The sequence below is a fragment of the Microbacterium sp. ABR10 genome, assembly GCF_057812175.1.
The window spans coordinates 119,123-139,350 of sequence record NZ_CM173821.1 but is presented as its reverse complement, the minus strand read 5'-3'; the positions used below and the strand labels follow the sequence as shown (position 1 = coordinate 139,350).

The 20,228-nt window shown below is 69.9% G+C and carries 23 protein-coding genes; 12 read left to right on the top strand and 11 right to left on the bottom strand.

All coding sequences use genetic code 11. From position 1 onward, the window contains the following. Positions 1-180 precede the first annotated feature (180 nt). The 4 genes from ACXKZF_RS00655 to ACXKZF_RS00640 all read right to left on the bottom strand — a co-directional run bounded on the left by ACXKZF_RS00655 (position 181) and on the right by ACXKZF_RS00640 (position 2,850). Entirely contained in the window at positions 181-459 is a 279-nt protein-coding gene (locus ACXKZF_RS00655) for a helix-turn-helix domain-containing protein (protein WP_082484825.1), read from the bottom strand. A gap of 338 nt (positions 460-797) precedes the next feature. After that, positions 798-1,058 carry a hypothetical protein gene (locus ACXKZF_RS00650; RefSeq protein ID WP_488985062.1) on the bottom strand — a complete coding sequence of 87 codons (261 nt, stop codon included), beginning with the start codon at positions 1,056-1,058 and terminating at the stop codon, positions 798-800. 402 nt (positions 1,059-1,460) lie between these two features. Then, the gene (locus ACXKZF_RS00645) at positions 1,461-1,937 is read right to left on the bottom strand and encodes a hypothetical protein (protein WP_488985061.1); all 477 of its coding nucleotides are present in this window, start codon (positions 1,935-1,937) and stop codon (positions 1,461-1,463) included. 178 nt (positions 1,938-2,115) lie between these two features. Further along, entirely contained in the window at positions 2,116-2,850 is a 735-nt protein-coding gene (locus ACXKZF_RS00640) for an Ig-like domain-containing protein (RefSeq protein ID WP_488985060.1), read from the bottom strand. 348 nt (positions 2,851-3,198) lie between these two features. Here ACXKZF_RS00640 and ACXKZF_RS00635 point away from each other — a divergent pair, with 348 nt between their 5' ends. The 4 genes from ACXKZF_RS00635 to fdhA all read left to right on the top strand — a co-directional run bounded on the left by ACXKZF_RS00635 (position 3,199) and on the right by fdhA (position 7,113). Beyond that, positions 3,199-4,461: an aminotransferase class V-fold PLP-dependent enzyme gene (locus ACXKZF_RS00635; protein WP_488985059.1), complete on the top strand. Its 1,263-nt coding sequence runs from the start codon at positions 3,199-3,201 to the stop codon at positions 4,459-4,461. Then, complete coding sequence (sufU, locus tag ACXKZF_RS00630) at positions 4,458-4,913, top strand: Fe-S cluster assembly sulfur transfer protein SufU (RefSeq protein ID WP_055953097.1); 456 nt, start codon at positions 4,458-4,460, stop codon at positions 4,911-4,913. Before ACXKZF_RS00635 ends, sufU begins: the two co-directional genes overlap by 4 nt. Before the next feature lie 394 nt (positions 4,914-5,307). Further along, positions 5,308-5,706 (top strand): hypothetical protein, encoded by a 399-nt coding sequence (locus ACXKZF_RS00625; RefSeq protein ID WP_488985058.1) that lies wholly within the window; start codon positions 5,308-5,310, stop codon positions 5,704-5,706. Positions 5,707-5,895: 189 nt separating this feature from the next. Further along, a complete protein-coding gene (fdhA, locus tag ACXKZF_RS00620) occupies positions 5,896-7,113 on the top strand; it encodes a formaldehyde dehydrogenase, glutathione-independent (RefSeq protein ID WP_488985057.1) in 1,218 nt (405 codons plus the stop codon). A 263-nt stretch (positions 7,114-7,376) separates the two neighbouring features. Here fdhA and ACXKZF_RS00615 read toward each other — a convergent pair whose 3' ends face one another. The 3 genes from ACXKZF_RS00615 to ACXKZF_RS00605 form a co-directional block, all read right to left on the bottom strand. Further along, positions 7,377-8,354, bottom strand: coding sequence for an SRPBCC family protein (locus tag ACXKZF_RS00615; RefSeq protein WP_488985056.1), 978 nt, complete (start codon positions 8,352-8,354; stop codon positions 7,377-7,379). Positions 8,355-8,372: 18 nt separating this feature from the next. After that, positions 8,373-8,744 (bottom strand): ArsR/SmtB family transcription factor, encoded by a 372-nt coding sequence (locus tag ACXKZF_RS00610; RefSeq protein WP_488985055.1) that lies wholly within the window; start codon positions 8,742-8,744, stop codon positions 8,373-8,375. A gap of 127 nt (positions 8,745-8,871) precedes the next feature. Next, positions 8,872-9,228, bottom strand: coding sequence for an ArsR/SmtB family transcription factor (locus tag ACXKZF_RS00605; RefSeq protein ID WP_488985054.1), 357 nt, complete (start codon positions 9,226-9,228; stop codon positions 8,872-8,874). Positions 9,229-9,316: 88 nt separating this feature from the next. Between ACXKZF_RS00605 and ACXKZF_RS00600 the strand changes: the two genes are divergently transcribed. From ACXKZF_RS00600 to ACXKZF_RS00580, 5 genes are read left to right on the top strand one after another with little or no spacing between them, the layout of a single operon-like run. After that, positions 9,317-10,639 carry an NAD(P)-binding domain-containing protein gene (locus ACXKZF_RS00600; protein ID WP_488985053.1) on the top strand — a complete coding sequence of 441 codons (1,323 nt, stop codon included), beginning with the start codon at positions 9,317-9,319 and terminating at the stop codon, positions 10,637-10,639. Beyond that, on the top strand, positions 10,636-11,145 hold the full coding sequence (locus tag ACXKZF_RS00595) for a GNAT family N-acetyltransferase (protein WP_488986020.1): 510 nt from the start codon (positions 10,636-10,638) through the stop codon (positions 11,143-11,145). Before ACXKZF_RS00600 ends, ACXKZF_RS00595 begins: the two co-directional genes overlap by 4 nt. Positions 11,146-11,172: 27 nt before the next feature. After that, positions 11,173-12,060, top strand: coding sequence for a metalloregulator ArsR/SmtB family transcription factor (locus ACXKZF_RS00590; protein WP_488985052.1), 888 nt, complete (start codon positions 11,173-11,175; stop codon positions 12,058-12,060). A 50-nt stretch (positions 12,061-12,110) separates the two neighbouring features. After that, positions 12,111-12,527, top strand: coding sequence for an arsenate reductase ArsC (locus ACXKZF_RS00585; RefSeq protein WP_488986019.1), 417 nt, complete (start codon positions 12,111-12,113; stop codon positions 12,525-12,527). Then, entirely contained in the window at positions 12,524-12,718 is a 195-nt protein-coding gene (locus ACXKZF_RS00580) for a three-helix bundle dimerization domain-containing protein (protein ID WP_488985051.1), read from the top strand. The genes ACXKZF_RS00585 and ACXKZF_RS00580 overlap by 4 nt, the downstream gene beginning before the upstream one ends. Positions 12,719-12,863: 145 nt before the next feature. Here ACXKZF_RS00580 and ACXKZF_RS00575 read toward each other — a convergent pair whose 3' ends face one another. From ACXKZF_RS00575 to ACXKZF_RS00560, 4 genes are all read right to left on the bottom strand, one after another. Then, positions 12,864-13,535, bottom strand: a complete 672-nt coding sequence (locus tag ACXKZF_RS00575) for a VOC family protein (RefSeq protein WP_488985050.1) — start codon at positions 13,533-13,535, stop codon at positions 12,864-12,866. A 178-nt stretch (positions 13,536-13,713) separates the two neighbouring features. Next, positions 13,714-14,466 carry a DUF429 domain-containing protein gene (locus tag ACXKZF_RS00570; protein WP_488985049.1) on the bottom strand — a complete coding sequence of 251 codons (753 nt, stop codon included), beginning with the start codon at positions 14,464-14,466 and terminating at the stop codon, positions 13,714-13,716. Positions 14,467-14,550: 84 nt separating this feature from the next. Beyond that, complete coding sequence (locus tag ACXKZF_RS00565) at positions 14,551-15,900, bottom strand: SLC13 family permease (protein ID WP_055953067.1); 1,350 nt, start codon at positions 15,898-15,900, stop codon at positions 14,551-14,553. 80 nt (positions 15,901-15,980) lie between these two features. Then, positions 15,981-17,342 (bottom strand): homoserine dehydrogenase, encoded by a 1,362-nt coding sequence (locus ACXKZF_RS00560; protein WP_488985048.1) that lies wholly within the window; start codon positions 17,340-17,342, stop codon positions 15,981-15,983. Between the two features lie 166 nt (positions 17,343-17,508). Between ACXKZF_RS00560 and otnK the strand changes: the two genes are divergently transcribed. From otnK to ACXKZF_RS00545, 3 genes are read left to right on the top strand one after another with little or no spacing between them, the layout of a single operon-like run. Continuing rightward, complete coding sequence (gene otnK, locus ACXKZF_RS00555) at positions 17,509-18,729, top strand: 3-oxo-tetronate kinase (RefSeq protein WP_488985047.1); 1,221 nt, start codon at positions 17,509-17,511, stop codon at positions 18,727-18,729. Beyond that, complete coding sequence (locus tag ACXKZF_RS00550) at positions 18,726-19,376, top strand: class II aldolase/adducin family protein (RefSeq protein WP_488985046.1); 651 nt, start codon at positions 18,726-18,728, stop codon at positions 19,374-19,376. Before otnK ends, ACXKZF_RS00550 begins: the two co-directional genes overlap by 4 nt. Before the next feature lie 19 nt (positions 19,377-19,395). Further along, positions 19,396-20,175 (top strand): DeoR/GlpR family DNA-binding transcription regulator, encoded by a 780-nt coding sequence (locus tag ACXKZF_RS00545; protein WP_488985045.1) that lies wholly within the window; start codon positions 19,396-19,398, stop codon positions 20,173-20,175. Positions 20,176-20,228 lie beyond the last annotated feature (53 nt).

Sequence of the window (20,228 nt, the reverse complement as noted above, 5' to 3'; positions counted from 1 at the left end):
CGTACGGAAGGATCGTCGGTCCGCCGGACCGCGAGATCGTCAACCAGTGATCGGCGACAGCGTCGCTCGTCTGCCTCTGCGAGCCACCGGTCGGAAAGAAGGCGTCACCTCGAGAAAGGGAGCTCCGAGCGCTGTGCGCGAACATGCGCGGCGCGCGCGGCGCGGCCGAGTAGACGAGATCTAGTCGTCGGAAAGGCTCCGAATCCAGCGGAGGGGATCGATCTGGAACGACGAGTGCAGGCGAACGAGCGTTTCCAACGTGGGATTCGCCCAGGGGTAGTGCGAGAAGCGTGCGCGCTCGATTCGACCCAGTGCCGGAGGCGCGATCCCCGCCCTCAGCGCAGCCTCTTCTTGGGAATACCCCAAACTGTTACGCGCATTATGTACTTCGATGGCGAGATTGCGCGAAAGACGTGCGCAAAGAATCTCATGCTCGGATCCGACGGAGGGTCTAGTCACGGCAGCCCCGGTTGCTGAACGAACGTTAACTCTTCATCTCCACTCACGTCCGAATCGGGACCCAGAACATATATGTGTTCGTCCCGCGGAGAAATTCCGCGTCCTCGCGCCTGCTCATGACCGGTGGGCGCCGAGCCCGGCTGCGAGTCGGCGCAATGTCGACGCGGCTGCCACGCGACGCCGGTGACAGAGAAGGCGCACCCCGCCCGGCGTCTCTCGTGCAGAGATTGCTCCCCCGCGTCACCTCGACTCCACGCGACCTCGCCCGACGAAGACCCTCCCGCGACGCCGCATCGTGCGCGACCGCATCACCCCGACCGGCAGGCGCGTCGTCCCGTTCACTGCGGCGGCGAGCCCTCGCGTGCGCGGCTCAGCGCGACCTGCGAGAGGAAATCGATGACCGCGGGCTCATCGGGGAGGGCGAGGGCCTCACCGTCGACGACCAATTCGAATGCCCCCTTCGCCCCCGGTCGGATGCAGACGGGGCTGGCCCGCGGACCGATCTCCCATCCGTCGCCCTGCCTCCGGGCGCGCCACCCGTGGATGCGCAAGAGAATCTCGAGCGAGGGCGTCTGATATTCACGGCTCATGTCGGTCATCCGGGCATATTAGTGCGCCCGAATTGCGGCCGAATTTCCTTTCTGCCACGAAGTCAAGAAATACCGAATTCCTGAATTCCGGCATGTTCACCGATGAAATGCAAGCACAAACAAATACTGAGAATCACATCTTCACATGCCACTATTCCCATTCCGGCACCCGCGATGACCGTTCGACGACCTCCCGGCCGACCGGCCCCGCCGTCGACGGCAGACCTCTCGCGAAAGACCGGGGCTCGCCTGATCACCTCCACACCGGCCGAGGGCGGCTCCGCGTCGGCGGCGACGTCCGCGCGACTCACGAGATGGGCGCGAGAGGTGCGGGGTCGTCATCGGCGCAGGCATCGAACTCCGCCTGCACGCGTGCGCAGCGGCAGGCGTAGACGATCGAGTGGAGCAGCATCAACGCACCTCCCCGAGGGTGTGGCACCCGGGGCAGGGGACGGCGATGCGATCACCCACTCGGACATCTCCAGGGAGCACGACCGTGGCGCGCGCCTCGCTGCCGTGCGCGTCGATGACCGCGAAGGGCTCGTCGTAGGCGTGCGACACCCGGCCGAGCAGTCGCGCTTCGCGCCACACCACGTCGAGTCCTGCGGCGCACGCGTCGAGTCTCAGTGTGTCGGGGGTGGCATCCACCACCGTCGCCACGATCACCGTCGTCGACAGCGTCGCGGACGCCACCCCACCCGACGCCGGGATGACGGCCGGGCCCGTGCACACGCAGGGCGTGCCGCAGATGTCGGCGTACCGGCCGACCGACATCGCCCGCACCGTGACGTCGTCGAGGGTGGGCAGGGATCCAGCGGGCCACGCCGCGGGATCGAAGGGCGCCGGGATGCTGGATCGGAGGGTGGGGAGCAGGGCCGTGAGGGTCATGGCATCCGGTCTACGCGCCGACCTCCGCGGGATGCGCCGCGCTGACGGTTCCCATACGGCGGCCGACGCGATTCTCACGCGTCTCACGCGCCCGGCGGCACCGAGACGGCGTCGCCCTGACGAGGCAGGGGGCGCGTCCTGCCCGGATCCGGCCCGGGAGCCCGGCTGACGGGGTGGCTCAGTTCACGGGGGTGAGCCAGACGTAACGGGCCACGACCATCGTGCCGTAGGTCGAGCTTCCGACGAAGATGTCCGCCGATCGCGGAGTGCCACTGGGGAACGGCGTGAAGGACGAGGTGAACGTTCCGGCGGCATCGGTCGGCCCGCTGGCGGGGGTGAAGACGAGCCGCGACTCGGACGACGAGATCGAAACCGTGCTGCCCTCCACCGCAACCGAGTTGATGGTCAGCGTCGCCGTCACCACCGAGGGTGTCCCGCCCTTGCCCGGGTCGGGACTGAAACGGACCTCCAGTGCGGGATCACCGTACGCCAGCGTGGCCGTAGCCGTGACCGTGCCACCCGCGCCGGGCGAGACGGCGGTGATGGTCGACGTGCCCTCCGACATCGACGCGGTGACCCTGGCCGTCGTCCAGAAAGTTCCCGATCCGTCGGTGAGGCCGCTCGACCGCCCGAGCGTCACACCGCTCGACGCGGAGAGGGACACCGCTTGGCCGGCCGACGGCACTCCCGCGGCATCCGTCACCCGAACGGTGACCGAAGACGACTCGCCCACGCGCACCGCGGTCGGGGCCAACGTGACGGTGATCCTCCGGTCGGTCGACCCGGCGAAAGCCGGCGTGGCGGCCACCATGACGATGGCGGGCACTGAGAGGGCTGCTGCGCCGATGGCCGTCCGGCGGGAGAGGCTCTTCGCGCGCCCGTCGGTGTCTGTTCTGAGTTCTCGATCGCTCACGTATGCGCCTTCCGCTTCGGGACGCGCGGGACGACTCAATGACGCCCCGCCCACGACACCGTCCTCCATCCTGTGCAGATCCGCCTCCCTCCTGCCTTCCCGCCTTCCAGTTCTCACCCGGTGCACGCTCGACGTCACCCGGTCCGAGAGACGCGGCGCCCCACCGGCGGCGGATCGCGCGCTTCGCGGCACAGAGACGGCGTCGGGGCGACCAGACGTTGCACCCGGCAACCGCAGGGTCGGCGGTACGCCGTCTCACGGTGAGACGCCCCCGTGCGGGCGAGACGCTCGACCGGCAGCCTCGAGCGCGACACCCCGCACCCACCCGGCGCGCCGTAGCCTGGAGGGGTGACACTCCCCTTCGACGTCGCCGCCGTGCGTGCCGACTTCCCGATCCTCGAGACCGAGATCGACGGCCGGCCCCTCGTGTACCTCGACTCGGGAGCGACCAGCCAGAAGCCCCGTGCCGTGCTGGATGCCGAGCGCGAGTTCCTCGAGCGCGCGAACTCCGCCGTGCACCGCGGTGCGCACACGCTCGCGGCCGACGCGACCGAGCTGTTCGAAGACGCACGGATCACCGTCGCCGAGTTCGTGGGCGCCGAGCCCGAGCAGCTGGTGTGGACCTCGGGAGCGACCGGCGGCCTGAATCTGATCGCCGGTTCCCTCGGCTACGCGGGGCGCCTGGGCGAGGGTGACGAGATCGTTGTGACCGAGGCCGAGCACCACGCCAACCTCATCCCGTGGCAGGAGCTCGCCCAGCGCACCGGAGCGCGCCTCCGTCACGTCCCCGTCCTCGACGACGGCATGCTCGACATGCACGCCGCAGCCGACCTCATCGGCGAGCGCACCAAAGTCGTGGCGTTCCCTCACGTCTCGAACGTGCTCGGCATCGTGAACCCCGTCGCGAAGCTCGTCACCCTCGCCCGCGGCGTCGGCGCGCTGACGGTGCTCGACGCGTGCCAGTCGGCTCCGCACCTCGCGCTCGACCTGCCGGCATCCGGGGTCGACCTCGCCGTCTTCTCGGGGCACAAGATCTACGGGCCCTACGGCATCGGAGCCCTGTGGGGCCGCGACGAGGTGCTCGAGGCGCTGCCGCCCTTCACCACCGGCGGGTCGATGATCACCACCGTCAGCCTCGACAAGGCTGAATACCTCCCGCCGCCGCAGCGCTTCGAGGCGGGCACGCAGCCGGTGTCGCAGGCCGTGGCTTTGGCCGCCGCGGTGCGGTGGCTCGGCGGACACGATCTCGACGCCGCACGAGCGCACGAGGCCCTGCTCGAAACGCGCATGCGCGAGGGGCTCCGTTCGATCGACGGCATCCGCCTGCTCGGAGACACGGATGCCGCCGAGCGCATCGCCCTGTATGCCTTCGCGGTCGACGGCGTGCACGCGCACGACGTGGGCCAGTTCCTCGACTCCCGCGGCGTGGCCGTTCGTGTCGGGCACCACTGCGCACAGCCGCTGCACCGCCGGTTCGGCCTGACGGCGTCGGTGCGCGCGAGCGCGGCGATCCACACGACCGAAGAGGAGATCGACACGTTCCTCGACGCCGTCTCGGGCGTTCGCGGCTTCTTCGGCGTCGGCGCGAGCACGGCGGGAGCACGCGCGTGAGCGGGCTGGAGTCGCTGTACCAGGAGCTGATCCTCGACCACGCGAAGAACCGTCGCGGCTTCGGCCTCGCCGAACCGGGCGCGCACAGCGCCACGGTGCACCAGCGCAACCCCATCTGCGGCGATGAGATCACGCTCCGCGTCGACGTCGACGGCGACCGCGTGGCATCCGTCACCTGGGAGGGCGCGGGATGCTCGATCTCGCAGTCGTCGGCATCCATGCTCGTCGCCCTGCTGCAGGAAGACGGCGGTGACGAGGGGATGCCGACCGCCGACGCCTCGGCGTTGATCTCCGGCTTCCGCGAGGCGATGCGCTCGCGCGGCAAGATCGCGCTCGACGAAGAGACGTTCGCCGACGCCGCCGCACTGTCGGGGGTGTCGAAGTACACCGCGCGCGTGAAGTGCGCGATGCTCGCGTGGGTCGCGCTCGAGGAAGGGCTGCGCCAGGCCTGACCTGCGTTGTGGACGCGCTCCGCGGCGCCGGCCCGTCCGGCGCGGCGCGGGGCGCGGCGTGGGGCGCGGCGTAACCTCCGCGATCCGCACAACCTCCGTGGCATCCACCCCATCGCACTGACCTTGCGCAAATCCCTGAGCGAACACGCCTCGCGCCACCACCCCCGGCCGCCGCCACCCCACCCCGACACAACCTCGGCAATCCGCACAACCTCCGTGGCATCCACCCCATCGCACTGACCTTGCGCAGATCCCCGACCGAACGCGCCGAGCGCGCCGTCGCCCACGGCCCTGTGTCCGCGCCGCCAGCGGCGCTAGCCTGCTCGCAGACCGACGAGAGGTGGATGCCATGGCAGCAGGCGGAGCAGGATTCAGCGACGAAGAACGTACGGCCATGAAACAGCGCGCCGACGAGCTCAAGGCGACGAAGGGGCTCAAGGGCGCGGCGAAGCTCGAGAAGGAGAACGAGGCCTGCCTCGAGGCCATCGACAAGCTCGAGGGCGTCGACCGGGCGATGGCCGAACGCCTCCACGTCATCGTGCTGGAGGAGGCGCCGCACCTGCACCCGAAGACCTTCTACGGCTTCCCGGCCTACGCGAAAGACGGCAAGGTCGTCGTCTTCTATCAGCCGGCGTCGAAGTTCAAGACGCGCTACGGCACGGTCAGCTTCGACGACACCGCGCACCTCGACGACGGTCCGATGTGGCCGGTGTCGTTCGCGGTGGTCGAGGTGACGGCCGAGGTCGAGAGGGCCGTTCGCGACGCCGTCCGCCGGGCCTCTCCCTCGGAGTAGACGGGTCGCGCGGATGACGCATCGAGTGGCGTCTCGCGCCATCCCTTGACGTTCCGGTCATCGGCGTCTTGGCTGAGGGCACCCCCGCAGCGCTCACGGCCGAATCCGGTCGCACGTCGCGTCGGGTGTCGCTGCGGGTCCGCCCGCGCGACGCGACCAGGTCGGGTCGACCGGCCGGAGAGGACGACGATGTCCGGTAACAAGGCAGTGGCGTACAAAGAACCCGGAGTGGTGGAGGTCATCGACACCCCCTACCCCGAGTTCGAGCTCAAGGACGGCCCGGGCGTGAACCCGGCGAACGTCGGCCGGAAGGTCCCCCACGGCGCGATCCTGCGCACCGTCTCCACGAACATCTGCGGCTCCGACCAGCACATGGTCCGCGGTCGCACCACCGCCCCCGCGGGTCTCGTGCTGGGCCACGAGATCACCGGCGAGGTGATCGAGGTCGGTCCCGATGTCGAGTTCGTCAAGGTCGGCGACATCGTCTCGGTGCCCTTCAACATCGCGTGCGGCCGCTGCCGCAACTGCAAGGAGGGCAAGACCGGGATCTGTCTGAACGTGAACCCCGACCGCCCCGGCAGCGCCTACGGATACGTCGACATGGGCGGGTGGGTCGGCGGGCAGGCCGAGTACGTGCTCGTCCCCTACGCCGACTGGAACCTGCTGGTCTTCCCCGACCGCGAGCAGGCGCTCCAGAAGATCCTCGACCTGACCATGCTGTCCGACATCTTCCCCACCGGGTTCCACGGCGCCTACACCGCCGGGGTCCGTCCGGGATCGACCGTGTACATCGCGGGCGCGGGTCCGGTCGGCATCGCCGCGGCCGTCGGCGCGCAGCTGCTGGGCGCGGCAGCGGTGCTCGTGGGCGACCTCAACCCGGAGCGCCTCGCACAGGTGCGGTCGCTGGGCTTCGAGAGCGTCGACGTGTCGAAGGGCGATCCTCGCGATCAGATCGACCAGATCCTCGGCACCCCCGAAGTGGATGCCGCGGTCGACGCGGTCGGCTTCGAGGCGCGCGGACACGGCTCCGACTCGTCGCACGAGGCACCGGCGGCGGTGCTCAACTCGCTGTTCGAGGTCACTGCGGCCGGTGGCGCCCTCGGCATCCCGGGCTTGTATGTGACGGGCGACCCGGGCGGCGTCGACGACGCGGCGAAGGTCGGTTCGCTCTCGCTGCGACTCGGCCTCGGCTGGGCCAAGTCGTTGACGTTCACGACCGGCCAGTGCCCGGTGATGAAGTACAACCGGCAGCTGATGATGGCGATCCTGCACGACAAGGTGCAGATCGCGAAGGCCGTCAACGCCACGCCCATCAGCCTCGACGACGCGCCCCAGGGCTACGCCGACTTCGACAAGGGCGCCCCGCGCAAGTACGTGCTGAACCCGAACGGGTACATCAAGAGCTGACGCGAAGCCGGAGCTCGCAGAACGGCGCCTTCCTCGCAGACTTCCCCGCGGAATCTGCGAGGTTCGCGTACATCTGCAAGCTTCGGCGCGCGGTTCCGCGAGAGCCCGTTCGCGAGAGGATGCCGCAGCCCCGAGGCCGCGGCATCCTCTCGGCTACGCCAGGACGACGCGCTCCATCCGCCCGGACAGCACAACTCCTGCAGATCCCACGCGCCACGGCCTCTTCCGCCGAGCGACAGCCGATCTCGAGAGTTGTGCACCGGCTACGCCAGGACGACGCGCTCCATCCGCTCGAAGCTCTTCTCCATGCCGTCGACCATGCCGGTGGACAGGACGGCGTCGCGGGTGGTGGCATCCGGATACTCGATCAGCAGCGTGACCAGGGTCGCGCCGTCTTCCTCGTAGAGCGACAGGTCGTTCGTGGTGGAGGGCCAGTCGGTGCCGGTCATGTGCTCGGTCTGCACGATGCGACGCGGCTCGTCGACGAGCAGGGTCTCGCCGTCGAAGCCGAAACCCTCGCCCTCGGTTCCCGCTTCGGGCTCCCACGCGATGCGGTAGCGCCCGCCCACCGAGACGTCGACCTCGCTGACGCTCATGCGCCAGCCGTCGGGGCCGAGCATCCACTGCCGCATCAGGTCGGGGTCGACGTGCGCGCGCCACACCAGCTCGCGCGGGCCGTCGATCAGGCGTGTGATGCGCACGTGCTGGTCGCTCAGGACCTCGAGCTGCGTCCCCTTGCCCTGGGCGAACTCCCGAAGGCCCTGCAGCACGGCATCCAGCTGGTTCATCGCCATGGTCGAGCCCTCGACCGCGCCCATCGCGACGACCTGCTCGAGGGCGTCGGCCGAAGCGAAGTGACTGACGTTCGAGAGCCGTGAGCCCTCGGGCGTCGCCTCGAAGGTGAAGACCATGCGCATCGACGGCATCCCCTCGATGGGGTCTCCGTTGTCGTCGGCGAAGGAGTCGATGACCTCGAATCCGCGGGGCTCGTCGATCGCGGTGAACTCCCACGCCCCGCCGGCCCGCTCTCCCTGCGGGGAGGTCATGTGGTACTTCGCATGCCCACCGACGCGGAAGTCGAACGCGTCGAACGTCGCCGGCCAGCCCGGAGGGCCCCAGAAGCGCTCGAGCTGACGCGGGTCGGTGAACACCGCCCACAACCGCTCCGGGCCGACCGCGAAGTCGGCGACAAGGGTCATGGTGAGCGTTTCGGCGTCGCTCTCGACGGATGTGACGGGCATGACGACTCCTTCGTCGGGTCAGGGGTGGGTGGGTTCGGTCGGCGGGATGGATGCCGCGGCTTCCGGCTCGGCCAGCAGCGCATCGAGTCGGTCGACGCGTCCGCGCCAGAGGTCTTCGTACGAACGCAGCAGGTGCTGCGCCCGAGCGAGCGCGGCAGGGTCGGCACGCACGAGTCGCACCCTCCCCTCCGCACGCTTGGTGATGAGCCGAGCCTCGGCGAGCACGGCGATGTGCTTCGACACCGCCGCGAACGACATCGCGTACGCCGCCGCCAGCTGGGTCACCGACTGCTCGGAGACCAGCGTGCGCCGCACGATGTCGCGTCGCGTGGCATCGGCCAGGGCATGGAAGACCCGGTCGATGTCGGCGTCGCTCTGTTGTTCAACCATTTGGTTGCACGTTAGCGCTCCGCCACGTCGTCCGCAAGGGACGCTGTCGGAGACCGGCTGCGGTCGATCGGCGTCGAGCGGGTCCCACCGAGGACGATCAGGAATACACCTTCTGGAACGACGACCGCTATCGAGCGGACACCAGGAGCCGGGAGACCTGCTCGAGCGCCTCGGGGATGAGTCGGTAGTACGCCCACGTTCCGCGCTTGGAGCGGCTGAGGAACCCGGCCTCGGTGAGCACCCTGAGGTGGTGGGACACGGTCGGCTGGGACAGTCCAATCGGGTCGATCAGGTCGCACACGCATGCCTCCCGCCCCTCTGAGGAGGCGACGATCGACAGCAGCCGTAACCGCGCAGGGTCGGCGAGGGCTTTGAGGGTCTTGGCCAGCTGCTCGGCGTCGGTCTGGCGGAGGGGTTCTTTCATCAGCGAGGCGCAGCACGCGACCGCCGGGGTGACGTCGGTGATCTCGACCGTCGTAAGCATGCATCGACAGTAGTCGATATTGACAGGTTTCGATACATGTCGAGATACTGAGCATCGACGTTCATCGATATTCTCCGGAGGCGCTCTCATGACCCTGCTCGACCTCACCCCGCGCACCGCAACGAGCGACCGGCTGGCGACGCTGCCGGTAGTGATCATCGGCGCCGGCCCGATCGGGCTCGCGGCAGCGGCGAACCTCGTCGAGCGGGGTATCGACTTCACGATCCTCGAGGCTGGCGATCGGGTCGCCTCTTCGATCCGGCTGTGGGGTCACACGAGACTGTTCTCCCCGTGGCGGCACGTGATCGACCCGGCCTCCCGTCGCCTGCTCGACGCCGCCGGCTGGACCGCGCCGGCGGACGAGGGCCGGGCACCCACCGGGCGAGAGCTCGTCGACGCCTACCTCGAGCCGCTCGCGGCGCTGCCGGAGATCGGGTCGCGGGTCCGGCTCGGCACCCGCGTGGTCGCGGTGACGCGGGAGGGCATGGATCGCACCCGCAGCGCCGGCCGCGAGAAGACGCCGTTCCTGCTGCGCCTTCAGACGCCCGACGGGACCGTCGAGGAGCTCACCGGGCGGGCGGTGATCGATGCGTCCGGCACTTACACCACCCCGAACCCCCTGGCCTCGACCGGACTGGACCCGATCGGCGCCGTCGACGTCGGCGGCCTCGTCCTGCACGCCCTCCCGGACGTCCTGGGCGCCGACCGCGCGTCGTTCGCGGGCAAGCACACTGTCGTGGTCGGCGCCGGGCACTCGGCCGCGAACACCCTGATCGCCCTCAGCGAGCTCGCCAAGACGGAGCCGGGGACGCGCGTGACCTGGCTGATCCGCAACCCCTCCGCGATCCGCGTCTCCTCCTCACCGGACGACGAACTCGCCGACCGCGCCCGTCTCGGTTCCCGCGTCGACCAGCTCGTCCACACCGGCCAGATCACCCTGCTCGACTCGTTCGAGATCTCCCGTCTGCGGCCTCACGAGGGTGGGGTTCGGCTGCTCGGGCGGAGCCGCGGTGAGGACGGTTTCCTGTCTGCCGAGGTCGTGGTGAACGCGACCGGGTTCCGCCCCGACCTGAACATCCTGCGCGAGGTTCGCCTCGAGTTGGACGACATCATCGAAGCGCCGCGCAGGCTGGCGCCGTTGATCGACCCGAACGTGCACTCCTGCGGCACCGTCTCCCCGCACGGCTTCGCCGAGCTGCGCCACCCGGAGCCCGGGTTCTTCCTGGCTGGAATGAAGTCCTACGGTCGCGCCCCGACGTTCCTGCTCGCCACCGGTTACGAGCAGGTCCGCTCGATCGCCGCGTGGCTGGACGGGGACATGCCCGCCGCCACCGACGTCCAGCTGACGTTGCCGACCACGGGGGTCTGCTCCACCGACCTCGGCTCCGGTGGGGGCTCGTGCTGCTCGTGACGACGATCCGGGCACTGACGGCGGCGGACTGGCCGCAGGTCGAGCGGATCTTCGCCGCCGGCGTCCACGCCGGGGAAGCCACCTTCGAGACCACCACCCCATCCTGGGAGCACTTCGACGCCGAAAAGATCCCCGACGCCCGTCTAATCGCCGCCGACGACACCGGCGCGGTGGTCGGCTGGGCGGCGGCCTCCCTGGTGTCGTCGCGGGAGGTCTACCGTGGCGTGATCGAGCACTCCGTCTACATCCACCCCGACCACCACGGCCGCGGCATCGGGCAACAGCTGCTCGATGCGTTCGTCGCCGTGGCCGAAGACGCCGGCTACTGGATGATCCAGTCCAGCATCTTCCCGGAGAACACCGCGAGCCTGCGCCTGCACGAGCAGGCCGGATTCCGCGTCGTCGGACGGCGGGAGCGGATCGCCCGCTCGCAGCTGGGTCCGCACGCCGGCGAATGGCGCGACACGGTCCTCATCGAGCGGCGCTCCACCCGCAACGGCACCTGATCAGCAGCCGCGGATAGACTGTGGTCTATGGATTCGGTGGATGCTCCCGCGCTGGCCGTGCTCGCCGACCCCACCCGCGCCCGCATCGTCCAGCTGATCCGCGATGCCGCGGGCGGTCGCGCGATGGTCAGCCGGCTCGCGGAGCAGCTCGGGCTGCGGCAGCCCACCGTCAGCCACCACATGGCCGCGCTGCGCGCCGAGGGCCTCGTGGTCCGCGAACCGGAGGGGCGGCGGGTCTGGTACTCGATCAACCCCGACGAAGCCGACCGCGTCACCGCCCTCCTCGGCGCGCCAGCCCTCGCGACGGATGAACCGGACTGGGAGCGAGTGGTCGACGATCTCGCGGCCCGCTACCAGGGGGTCTTCAGCCGGGAAACGGTCGCCCGCTACCTCATCGACTCCCGCGCACTGCTCGCCGCCCGCGGCACCGCTCCTCTGCTCGCCTCCCGCGCGGCGACGTTCACCGCATCCCGCCTCGACGACCTTCATCGCACAGAGGAATCCGTGGGGACGCCGTCGGTGTTGTTCGTCTGCATCCAGAACGCCGGCCGCTCCCAGCTGGCAGCGGGGATTCTCCGCCAGCTTGCCGGCGACAAGGTGATCGTCCGGACGGCCGGGTCGGCTCCCGCAGCGGAGGTCCGGTCCGCGATCGTGACCGCGCTGGACGAGATCGGCATCACGATCGGCGGGGAATTCCCCAAGCCGCTCACCGACGAAGCCGTGAGGGCAGCGGACGTCGTGGTCACGATGGGCTGCGGGGACGCCTGCCCGATCTATCCCGGTCGCCGTTACCTGGACTGGGACCTCGCTGACCCGGTCGGCCAGCCGCTGAGCGTGATCCGGTCGATCCGCGACGACATCGACCATCGCGTCCGTGCTCTCCTCGCCGAAGTGATCGCGATCACCGCCACCTGAATCATAGATGATGGTCTATGCTTTCCACCAAGAGGAAGCGAGACCCCGTTATGACCGACAAGCCCACTGTTCTGTTCGTCTGCGTCCACAATGCCGGCCGTTCCCAGATGGCCGCCGGCTACCTGCAAGCCCTCGCGGGCGACCGGGTCGAGGTGCTGTCCGCCGGGTCCGAGCCGAAGGATCAGATCAACCCGGTCGCCGTGACCGTGATGGCCGAAGAAGGCATCGACATCGCCGGCGGTACCCCGAAGCTGTTGACCGTCGACGCCGTTCGCGAGTCGGACGTCGTGATCACGATGGGCTGCGGCGATGCCTGCCCGATCTTCCCGGGAAAACGCTACGAGGACTGGCAGCTCGACGACCCCGCCGGTCAAGGTATCGACGCCGTCCGCCCCATCCGCGACGAGATCCGCGGCCGTGTCGAGGGCCTGATCGCCGAGCTGCTGCCCGAAGGAACGGCGGCATGAACGCGCAGCGCGGCCAGGACGGGCTGCTCTCTCCGGATTCGGTGCTGCACCGCGCCGCCGAGCGCCTCGCGCATCAGTTCGCCGGGATGGTCAGCGAGGAGACCGTCGACCGGGTGGTGTTCGAGTCCTACACCGCTCTCCCGCGCGCCGCAGCGGTCTCCCCTCAGGTCGTGACAGGGCATCCGCTCTGACGGCGGACAGTGTCCCGGCGAAGATGACCTGCCGGTCCCGAATCAGCCCGATTCACGCGACACCTGGTGTCACCTCACCGCGTTCCCGACAGACGCGTCGGAGCCCTGGCCCGACCGCTCGGAGCACCCGCGGGCACGGGCCCCGTCAGCCGTCCGTATCGATCCAGGACGCGATGTCGACGCCGTGGTTGTCGGGGGAGGCGAGCGTCCAGTAGGCGGGCGCCTGCGAGTCGTCGACGAGTCGCCCGCCCGCGGCGAGCGCGGCATCCACTCTCGCCTGCGCCTCCGACGCGGGGACGAATACGTCGAAATGAGTGCGTCCACGCTTCGGCTCATCGGGGGTGAGCGGGTTGAACGCGAGGTCGGGCGCGATGCGCAGGGCATCGATCGCGTCCGTCTCGCCGACCGGCGCGTACCCGAGAGCGGCGAGGAAGAAGGGGCGCACATCGGCCTTCGAGTGCTGCGCGATGTAGACGCTCACCGATTGGATCGCCGCGGGGTCGGCCCTCAGTCCGAGGCGACCGGCCGCCTCGGACACCGCGGCGGCGAACCGGGGCGCCGCCGCAGGAATCCCGCCCGCGGCCCACGGGGGCACCCGCACGACGACGGCCTCGGGCCGCACGTCGATGTCGGGGAGGATGCCGTGCTCCTCGGCCGCCGCGGAGATGGGGTCGACGAGGCTGCCCGCATGCCGCAGGGAAGACGCGCGGAAGACCGCTTGCGCGCCGGAGCTGACCACGCGCCAATCGCCCACTCCGGCCTCACGGTGGAACTGCTTCGAGGTGATCGTGTGCGCGCTCTCGGTCATATCGACCATGACAGGCCATCGCCGCCGCCCGCACAAGAGGCCGACTCGTCGGCACGGTATCCGGCTTGCCGCCACAGCACGGCGAACGGAAGCGGGCGACCGCCGATACGTCGGTCGACCCTCGTCTGACCGAAGCCTGGATACTCATTTTTCGGTCAGATGAGGATCTCCCGCGAGCCCCCACCCGTCAGAACCCCGCGATCACGTCCTCGAGCGGCCCGTCGGGCAGCACCACCCAGCCTTCGCGACGGGCGACCGGCAGGATCTCGGATGCCGGACGCTCGAACAGCCCGAGCGCTCCGGCGCGGGTCGCGAGAGCGGCGATCACGGCATCGAAGGCATCGGCGTTCGCGACGGCGAGCGGCGCGAAGGGTCCGACGTCGAACCACGGCGCCCGCTCCCGCAGCGTGTCGAGCAGGACGGCGCGGCGGGCGGCATCCACTCGATACCCCGTCGTGTCGAAGCCCCACAGGCGCAGCGAGCCACCGGGGTAGACCTCGAACAGGCGCCCCTCCGCCGCGCGGTCGACCGCGAACCCGGCGTCGGCGAGACGGCGCAGGAGGCCCGCGCCGCGGAGGGCCGTGACCCCGAGCCGGTCGGTCGACACGCTCAGCGGCCAGCGGCCGATGCGGTCTTTCACGACGTGGTCGGTGTGGCGGTACACGAGCAGCCGCCGCCAGTCGGCGCCGCCCTCGACGGGTCCGAGCGACGGCTCGACACCGGCGTGGTGCGCCTGGACGAAATCGGCGAACGCGTCGGGCCAGCCGAGCGGGCAGTCCACGCCGAGCCACGCCTCGCCGGAGGTGACGGATGCCACGATGTCGGCATCCACGATCCCGGTCTCGAGCCGCGTCAGGCGAGCCCGACCACCGGTCCAGACGACCTCGGCGAGAGCGGTGCCGGGCGCTGACGCGGCGAGATCGACTCCGATGGTTCTCATCCGTTCGAGCCTAGGCCGGACCGAACGGGAACGGCCCGGACCACCGTGAGGCGATCCGGGCCGTTTGCGAGGGGATGCGAGGGGTCACCCACCCAGGAAGGGAACCACGAAGAGTGCGATCGTGATGACGGGTCCGATCACGACCATCGACAATCCCCAGATCGTGAGGTGCCTGTACAGCCGAGGGCGTTCGCTCTCGTGCGCCGACGCGACGATGGTGGCACCGGTGGTGCCGAACGGTGCGCAGTCGACGAGCGACGCGGAGATCGCCAGCGCGTAGATGAAGCCGGTCATCTCGAGACCCCCGCCGGGCAGGAGGAGCGGGACGGCGAGCGGCACCAGCGCGCCGATGATGCCGATCGTCGAGGCGAAGGCCGACACGAGACCGGCGATGATGCACAACACCAACGCCGCGATGAGCGGCTCGTTCACCGACCGCGCGAACTCGCCCAGCTGGTCGATCGCGCCCAAGCGGGTCAGTACGCCGACATAGGTGATGATGCCGCCGAGGAGCAGGATCGTGTTCCAGTCGACCTTCGCCAGGCCCTCGCGACCCGCCTTCGGGTTGATGAAAGCGAGCAGCACGGCCAGGGTCAGGGCGACGGCGCCGAGGTTGAGGTCGACGTCGTTCAGCGTGAGTGTGAAGAAGGCGATCACGAGCACGGGGATCGAGATCAGCGTCATCAGCTGGTAGCCGGTGAGCTTCTGCGTCACGGTCTGCTCGAGCACCGCCGTGCCACCGCCGCGGGGGCGCGTGCTGAAGCCGGTGCCGGCGACGCCGCCGGAGCCTCCGGCGCTGAGCCCTTCGGATGCCACTTTCGCCGCGCGACCGCGGGCCATGAGCTCGCGTCCGCCGAACAGGAAGAAGGCGACCGCGACGATCACGGTGTTGATGCCGACCGAGAGGCCGAACATGAGTGCCGCGTTGTAGGGGATTCCGGCCGAGGTGGCGACGGTGAGCACCGTGATGCCCACGATGCTCGTCGGGGCGAGCGCGCCACCCACGATGGCCGAGCTCATCGCGATGCCCATCATCGTGGAGTGGATGCGGTGCTTGTGCGCGAGGCTCATCGCGATCGGCACGAGCGTGAAGGCAGCGTGCGAGGTGCCGAGGCAGGCCACGAGCGTTCCCACGGCGAACATCGCCCAGGGGATGAGTGCGACCCGGTCGCCGATCAGGCGCACCGATTTGTCGACGAGCCAGTCGATCGTGCCGACGGCCCGTGCAATGCCGAAGAGGTAGGTGATGCCGAGCAGGATGAGCAGAGCGTCGACGGGGAAGCCGCCGAGCACGTCGTCGAGCGACTCGCCCACCAGCAGCACGCCGATGACGCAGGCCGCGACGAGCGCGAGCGCGCCCATGTGGACGTTGCGGATCGCCGAGACGGCGAACACCGCGACGAGCACGATGAGGGCGATGATCTCCACGCTCACGGGGTCGCCTCGCGCGCGGGCAGGGGGTGGTGGGGGCAACGGTGCATCGTCGTCGATCTCCTGGGTGGTCGAGGGTGAGGTCAGGCTCCGAGCGCGAACCCGGAACGGTAAGCGGATGCCGCGGGCTCGTGCACGCCGTCGAGGTCGGCCAAGCGCACGAGCTCGCCCGCGGCGACGTCGTGGCGCAGGCGCGCACCCGACAGCAGGTAGTAGGGGGCGATGTCGCCCGCGTCGGGGGCGACGATGACCGGCGCGACGCCCGAGATCTCGTGGTGGTGACCCTCGACGCGGAACGGCGTGCCGGCGGCGAGGGCGATGGACGCCCGGGCGGCGAGCACCGTGTGCTGTCGGGACTCGGCCGTGGTCGAGGTGCCGTCGAACGCGGCAGCGATCGTCAGAGGAGTCTCGACCCCCATGAAGTGGTAGGGCCAGTAGATGCACGCGTACCGGCCGTTGCGGCTGACGACGTGTCCTTTGCCGCGCAGGATCTCCCACGTGACGTCATCGCCGGTACGCACGATCGCGAAGACGCCGCCGGCGAAGCTCGCCTCGCCCGGCAGTCGCAGCATCGAGAACACGTCGATCACGCCCGTCGTGTCGAGGATGCCCCCGTCCGAGCGTTCGGCGTAGACGTCGGCGAGTTCGTCGGGACGCACGACCGGGTAGTGCATCGTTTCGACGTCGGCGGTCGCCCCGGTGTACAGCGAGACGACGTTCATCTCGCACGAGTCGGCGGCCGCGGCGCGCTTCAGGCCAGACACCGCCTCACGGCGGGCGGCGAGCGTGGCATGCAGATCGTCACCGTGACCGAGCAGGTCCGCCAGCGCGGGCGCATGCTGCTCGACGCCGTTCTGGTCCACCACACCGGTCTCGGGGTCGAAGACGAGGTCGTACTCGCCCGACTTGCCGAGCGCGACGATGTCGAAACCGGTCGCGAGCACCCAGTCGACCAGACGCAGCAGATTGGCGGGCTGGTCGCCGTCGCCGGGCAGGTAGCGCAGGCCCCGTTCGCGCGCCTTGGCACCGAGCGCGACGCCGGCGATCGTCTCGACCTCTTTGCTCACCATCACGACGTGCACGTCATGGTCGAGGGCGGTGTCGGCGTAGGCGAACCCGGCGTCGATGCGACCGGTGGCCTCGACGAGCACGTCGACGTGCGACCAGGCGACGTGCGCGGCGTCGGCGATCACGGCCGTGCGCCCCGCCTCGACCGCGGCGGCCGCATCGGCGGCATCCGTGACCGCGACGACGTCGTCGCCCTCGACGCCGAGGTCTGCCAGCATGCGACGGACACCCTCCACGTCCGGGTCGACGAGCTGGGCGGCCGTCATGTCGGGAAGGCGACGGAGCTGGTCGAGCAGCGTGCGTCCGTACCCCCCGTTCGCGCCGGTCACGGCGATGCGGATGGGGGCCTGACGGCGCTGTGCCGAGCTGTGGATCACCGTTGTTCCTCTTACGTCGTCGAAAGTCGTGGGATGCCGGGGGGAGCGCATCGGGTGCTCGGCAACTGTAACGCCGACTCACAAATTGTCAAACTATCTTCTCAAATATTCACATACACTGGACGAGGGCCGCCTCCGCGGTCCGCACCCGACGAAAAGGTCTTCCATGCACTTCGGCGCCATCGCTGACGACTTCACCGGCGCGACCGACCTCGCCACCGCGTTGCGGGAGCGCGGCCTGCGCACCGCCGTCGTCATCGGCGAGCACGACATCCCCACCGACCACGACGCGGTGGTTGTCGCCCTGAAGTCGCGGACGGCGCCGGTAGACGAGGCGGTCTCGGCCTCGCTCGCCGCCACCGACCGCCTTCTCGCGGCGGGGGCGGATCGCCTGTACGTGAAGTACTGCTCGACATTCGACTCGACCGACGAGGGCAACATCGGCCCGGTGCTCGACGCGATCGTCGGACGAGCGGACACCGACCGCACCATCGTCGTGCCCTCGTTCCCCGCGAACGGACGCACGGTGCGCGACGGCGTTCTGTTCGTGGACGGCGTGCCGCTCGAGGACTCCCCCATGCGCCACCACCCGCTGACGCCCATGACGATCTCGCGGCTCAGCGGAATCCTGGCCCCGCAGACCAGCGCCGAGCTGACCGAGATCGGACTCGACACCGTGCGCGGCGGCGAGGAGGCCCTGCGCGCGGCGATCGACCGTGCCACTCCCGGATATCTCATCGTGGATGCCGAAACCGATGCCGACCTCGCAGTGATCGCCGACGCGTCTCGCCACCTGCGGGTGGTCTCCGGAGGAGCCGCGCTCGCGGCGCACCTCGACGCCCCCGCCGTCGACGCTCACGTACCCTTCCCCGCGGTCGGTCCCGGTCGGCTCGTGGTGTGCGGTTCCGCGTCGGCGGCGACCCGTGCGCAGATCGCCGACGCGACCGCCCGCGGCGCCATCGCGAGAGGGGTGGACCTGGATGCCGCTGTCTCCGACCCCGACGCCGAGATCGCCGCCCTCACCGCCTGGGTGCGGAGCGTGCCCGCGACCGCGTTGCCCCTCATCTCGTCGGTCACCGAACTGTCGGACATCCGCCGTGACGCGTCCGCGACGGCGGATGCCGTCGAGCACGTGCTCTCCGCCGTCGTCGCCGGCCTCGTCGCGGGCGGTGACGTCCACCGGGTCGTGGTCGCGGGAGGCGAGACGAGCGGAGCCGTGGTCCAGGCGCTCGGCATCTCGGCCCTCGAGATCGGCCCGCAGCTCGCGCCGGGGGTGTGCTGGAGCGCCGGGGAGACGGCATCCGGAGACACCGTCGCGCTCGTGCTGAAGAGCGGCAACTTCGGCGCCACCGACCTGTTCACCGCTGCGTGGGGAGCCCTCGCATGAGCGCCGTCGACGATCTCATCGCGGCCGGCCGGACCCTCGTCGAGGCGGGACTGAGCCCAGGCACCTCGGGCAACGTGAGCGTGCGTGAGGGCGATCACGTGCTGATGTCGGGCACCGGTACGCGCCTCGGCGCCCTCACGCCCGAGGACATCTCCGTCCTGACCCTCGATGGCGACCTCGTCAACGGCATCCGCCCCTCCAAGGAGGTGCCGCTGCATCTCGCGATGTACGCCCGGAACCCGCAGCACAGCGCCGTCGTCCACGTGCACTCCCCGTCGACCGTCGCGGTGTCGTGTCTCGAACCGTGGGCCGCGCACACCGCCGTGCCGCCGTTGACGCCCTACTCCCTCATGCGCGTGGGGCAGGTACCGCTGCTGGACTTCGTTCCGCCGGGAGACCCCGCCATGGGCGACCTCATCACCGACTGCCCGTTCCCGTTCCACGGGGCACTGCTGGCGAACCACGGCGCGGTCGTGAGCGGACCGGATGCCGCGTCGACCGTCGACAGCACGGTGGAGCTCGAAGAGGCGTGCCGCATCACCCTGCTCACGGACGGTCACCGGCGACGGCTCATCGCCCCCGAGCGAGTGGCCGAGATCACCGCCCACTGGGGCACCCCGTGGACCGCGACCGTTTCAGTAAGCTGAGCGGGACCGAAGGACGACGATGAGCGAAGCCGCCCCGATGATCCCCGATCAGCGCCGGGAAAGCATCGTCCAGGCGTTGCACCGCGAGCGCGTCCTGAGCTTTCGTCAGCTGAGCGACCTCGTCGGAGTCAGCCAGATGACGGTGCGCCGAGACGTCGCCGTCCTCGAGGAGCAGGGCCTCGTGCAGGCCACCACCGGCGGCGCCAAGCTCGCCACCCGTCTCGTGCTCGAGCCCTCGCGCGCCGAGAAGGCGACCAGCGAGATCGCGGAGAAGACGGCGATCGCACGCGCCGCGTCGCGCCTCGTGCGCGACACCATGACCATCTACCTCGACGCCGGCACCACCGCCCAGGCGATGCGGCCGTTCCTCGAGCACATCCACGACCTGACCGTCGTCACGAACGACATCGCGACGGTGCAGGCCTTCCTCGACCACCCGAGTGCCGACCTCATCTCGGTCGGCGGTCGGGTGGACCGAACGAATCTCTCCACCATCGGGCGTCTCACCCGACTCACCCTCGCCGAGCTGTCACTCGATCTGGCCTTCATCTCGTCGAGCTCCTGGGACCTCGGCCATGGCGTCACCACACCGGTCGAGGCGAAGGTCGAGGCCAAGCGGGCCGCCGTCGACGCCGCGGAGCGCGCGGTGCTCATCGCCGACAGCTCGAAGTACGGCCGCTTCGCCAAGTACCGCGCTCTGCGTCTCGCGGAGCTCGCCGAGGTCATCACCGACGGAGCCCTGCCCGAGATGGCCGCGCAGGCGATCACGGCGGCCGGTATCCGGGTCGTCCGCGCCTGAGCCGCAGCGTCAAGGCAACCCCGGATCGCCGGAGGACCTGCGAGGATCGGGCC

Coding starts and splice junctions, on each gene's coding strand:
- ACXKZF_RS00615 (WP_488985056.1), bottom strand. CDS start 8,354: ATGCCCGTCACATCCGTCGAGAGCGACGCCGAAACGCTCACCATGACC.
- otnK (WP_488985047.1), top strand. CDS start 17,509: ATGCACTTCGGCGCCATCGCTGACGACTTCACCGGCGCGACCGACCTC.
- ACXKZF_RS00625 (WP_488985058.1), top strand. CDS start 5,308: ATGAAACAGCGCGCCGACGAGCTCAAGGCGACGAAGGGGCTCAAGGGC.
- ACXKZF_RS00645 (WP_488985061.1), bottom strand. CDS start 1,937: ATGACCCTCACGGCCCTGCTCCCCACCCTCCGATCCAGCATCCCGGCG.
- ACXKZF_RS00580 (WP_488985051.1), top strand. CDS start 12,524: ATGAACGCGCAGCGCGGCCAGGACGGGCTGCTCTCTCCGGATTCGGTG.
- ACXKZF_RS00570 (WP_488985049.1), bottom strand. CDS start 14,466: ATGAGAACCATCGGAGTCGATCTCGCCGCGTCAGCGCCCGGCACCGCT.
- fdhA (WP_488985057.1), top strand. CDS start 5,896: ATGTCCGGTAACAAGGCAGTGGCGTACAAAGAACCCGGAGTGGTGGAG.
- ACXKZF_RS00545 (WP_488985045.1), top strand. CDS start 19,396: ATGAGCGAAGCCGCCCCGATGATCCCCGATCAGCGCCGGGAAAGCATC.
- ACXKZF_RS00650 (WP_488985062.1), bottom strand. CDS start 1,058: ATGACCGACATGAGCCGTGAATATCAGACGCCCTCGCTCGAGATTCTC.
- ACXKZF_RS00550 (WP_488985046.1), top strand. CDS start 18,726: ATGAGCGCCGTCGACGATCTCATCGCGGCCGGCCGGACCCTCGTCGAG.
- ACXKZF_RS00600 (WP_488985053.1), top strand. CDS start 9,317: ATGACCCTGCTCGACCTCACCCCGCGCACCGCAACGAGCGACCGGCTG.
- ACXKZF_RS00585 (WP_488986019.1), top strand. CDS start 12,111: ATGACCGACAAGCCCACTGTTCTGTTCGTCTGCGTCCACAATGCCGGC.
- ACXKZF_RS00605 (WP_488985054.1), bottom strand. CDS start 9,228: ATGCTTACGACGGTCGAGATCACCGACGTCACCCCGGCGGTCGCGTGC.
- ACXKZF_RS00590 (WP_488985052.1), top strand. CDS start 11,173: ATGGATTCGGTGGATGCTCCCGCGCTGGCCGTGCTCGCCGACCCCACC.
- ACXKZF_RS00610 (WP_488985055.1), bottom strand. CDS start 8,744: ATGGTTGAACAACAGAGCGACGCCGACATCGACCGGGTCTTCCATGCC.
- ACXKZF_RS00575 (WP_488985050.1), bottom strand. CDS start 13,535: ATGGTCGATATGACCGAGAGCGCGCACACGATCACCTCGAAGCAGTTC.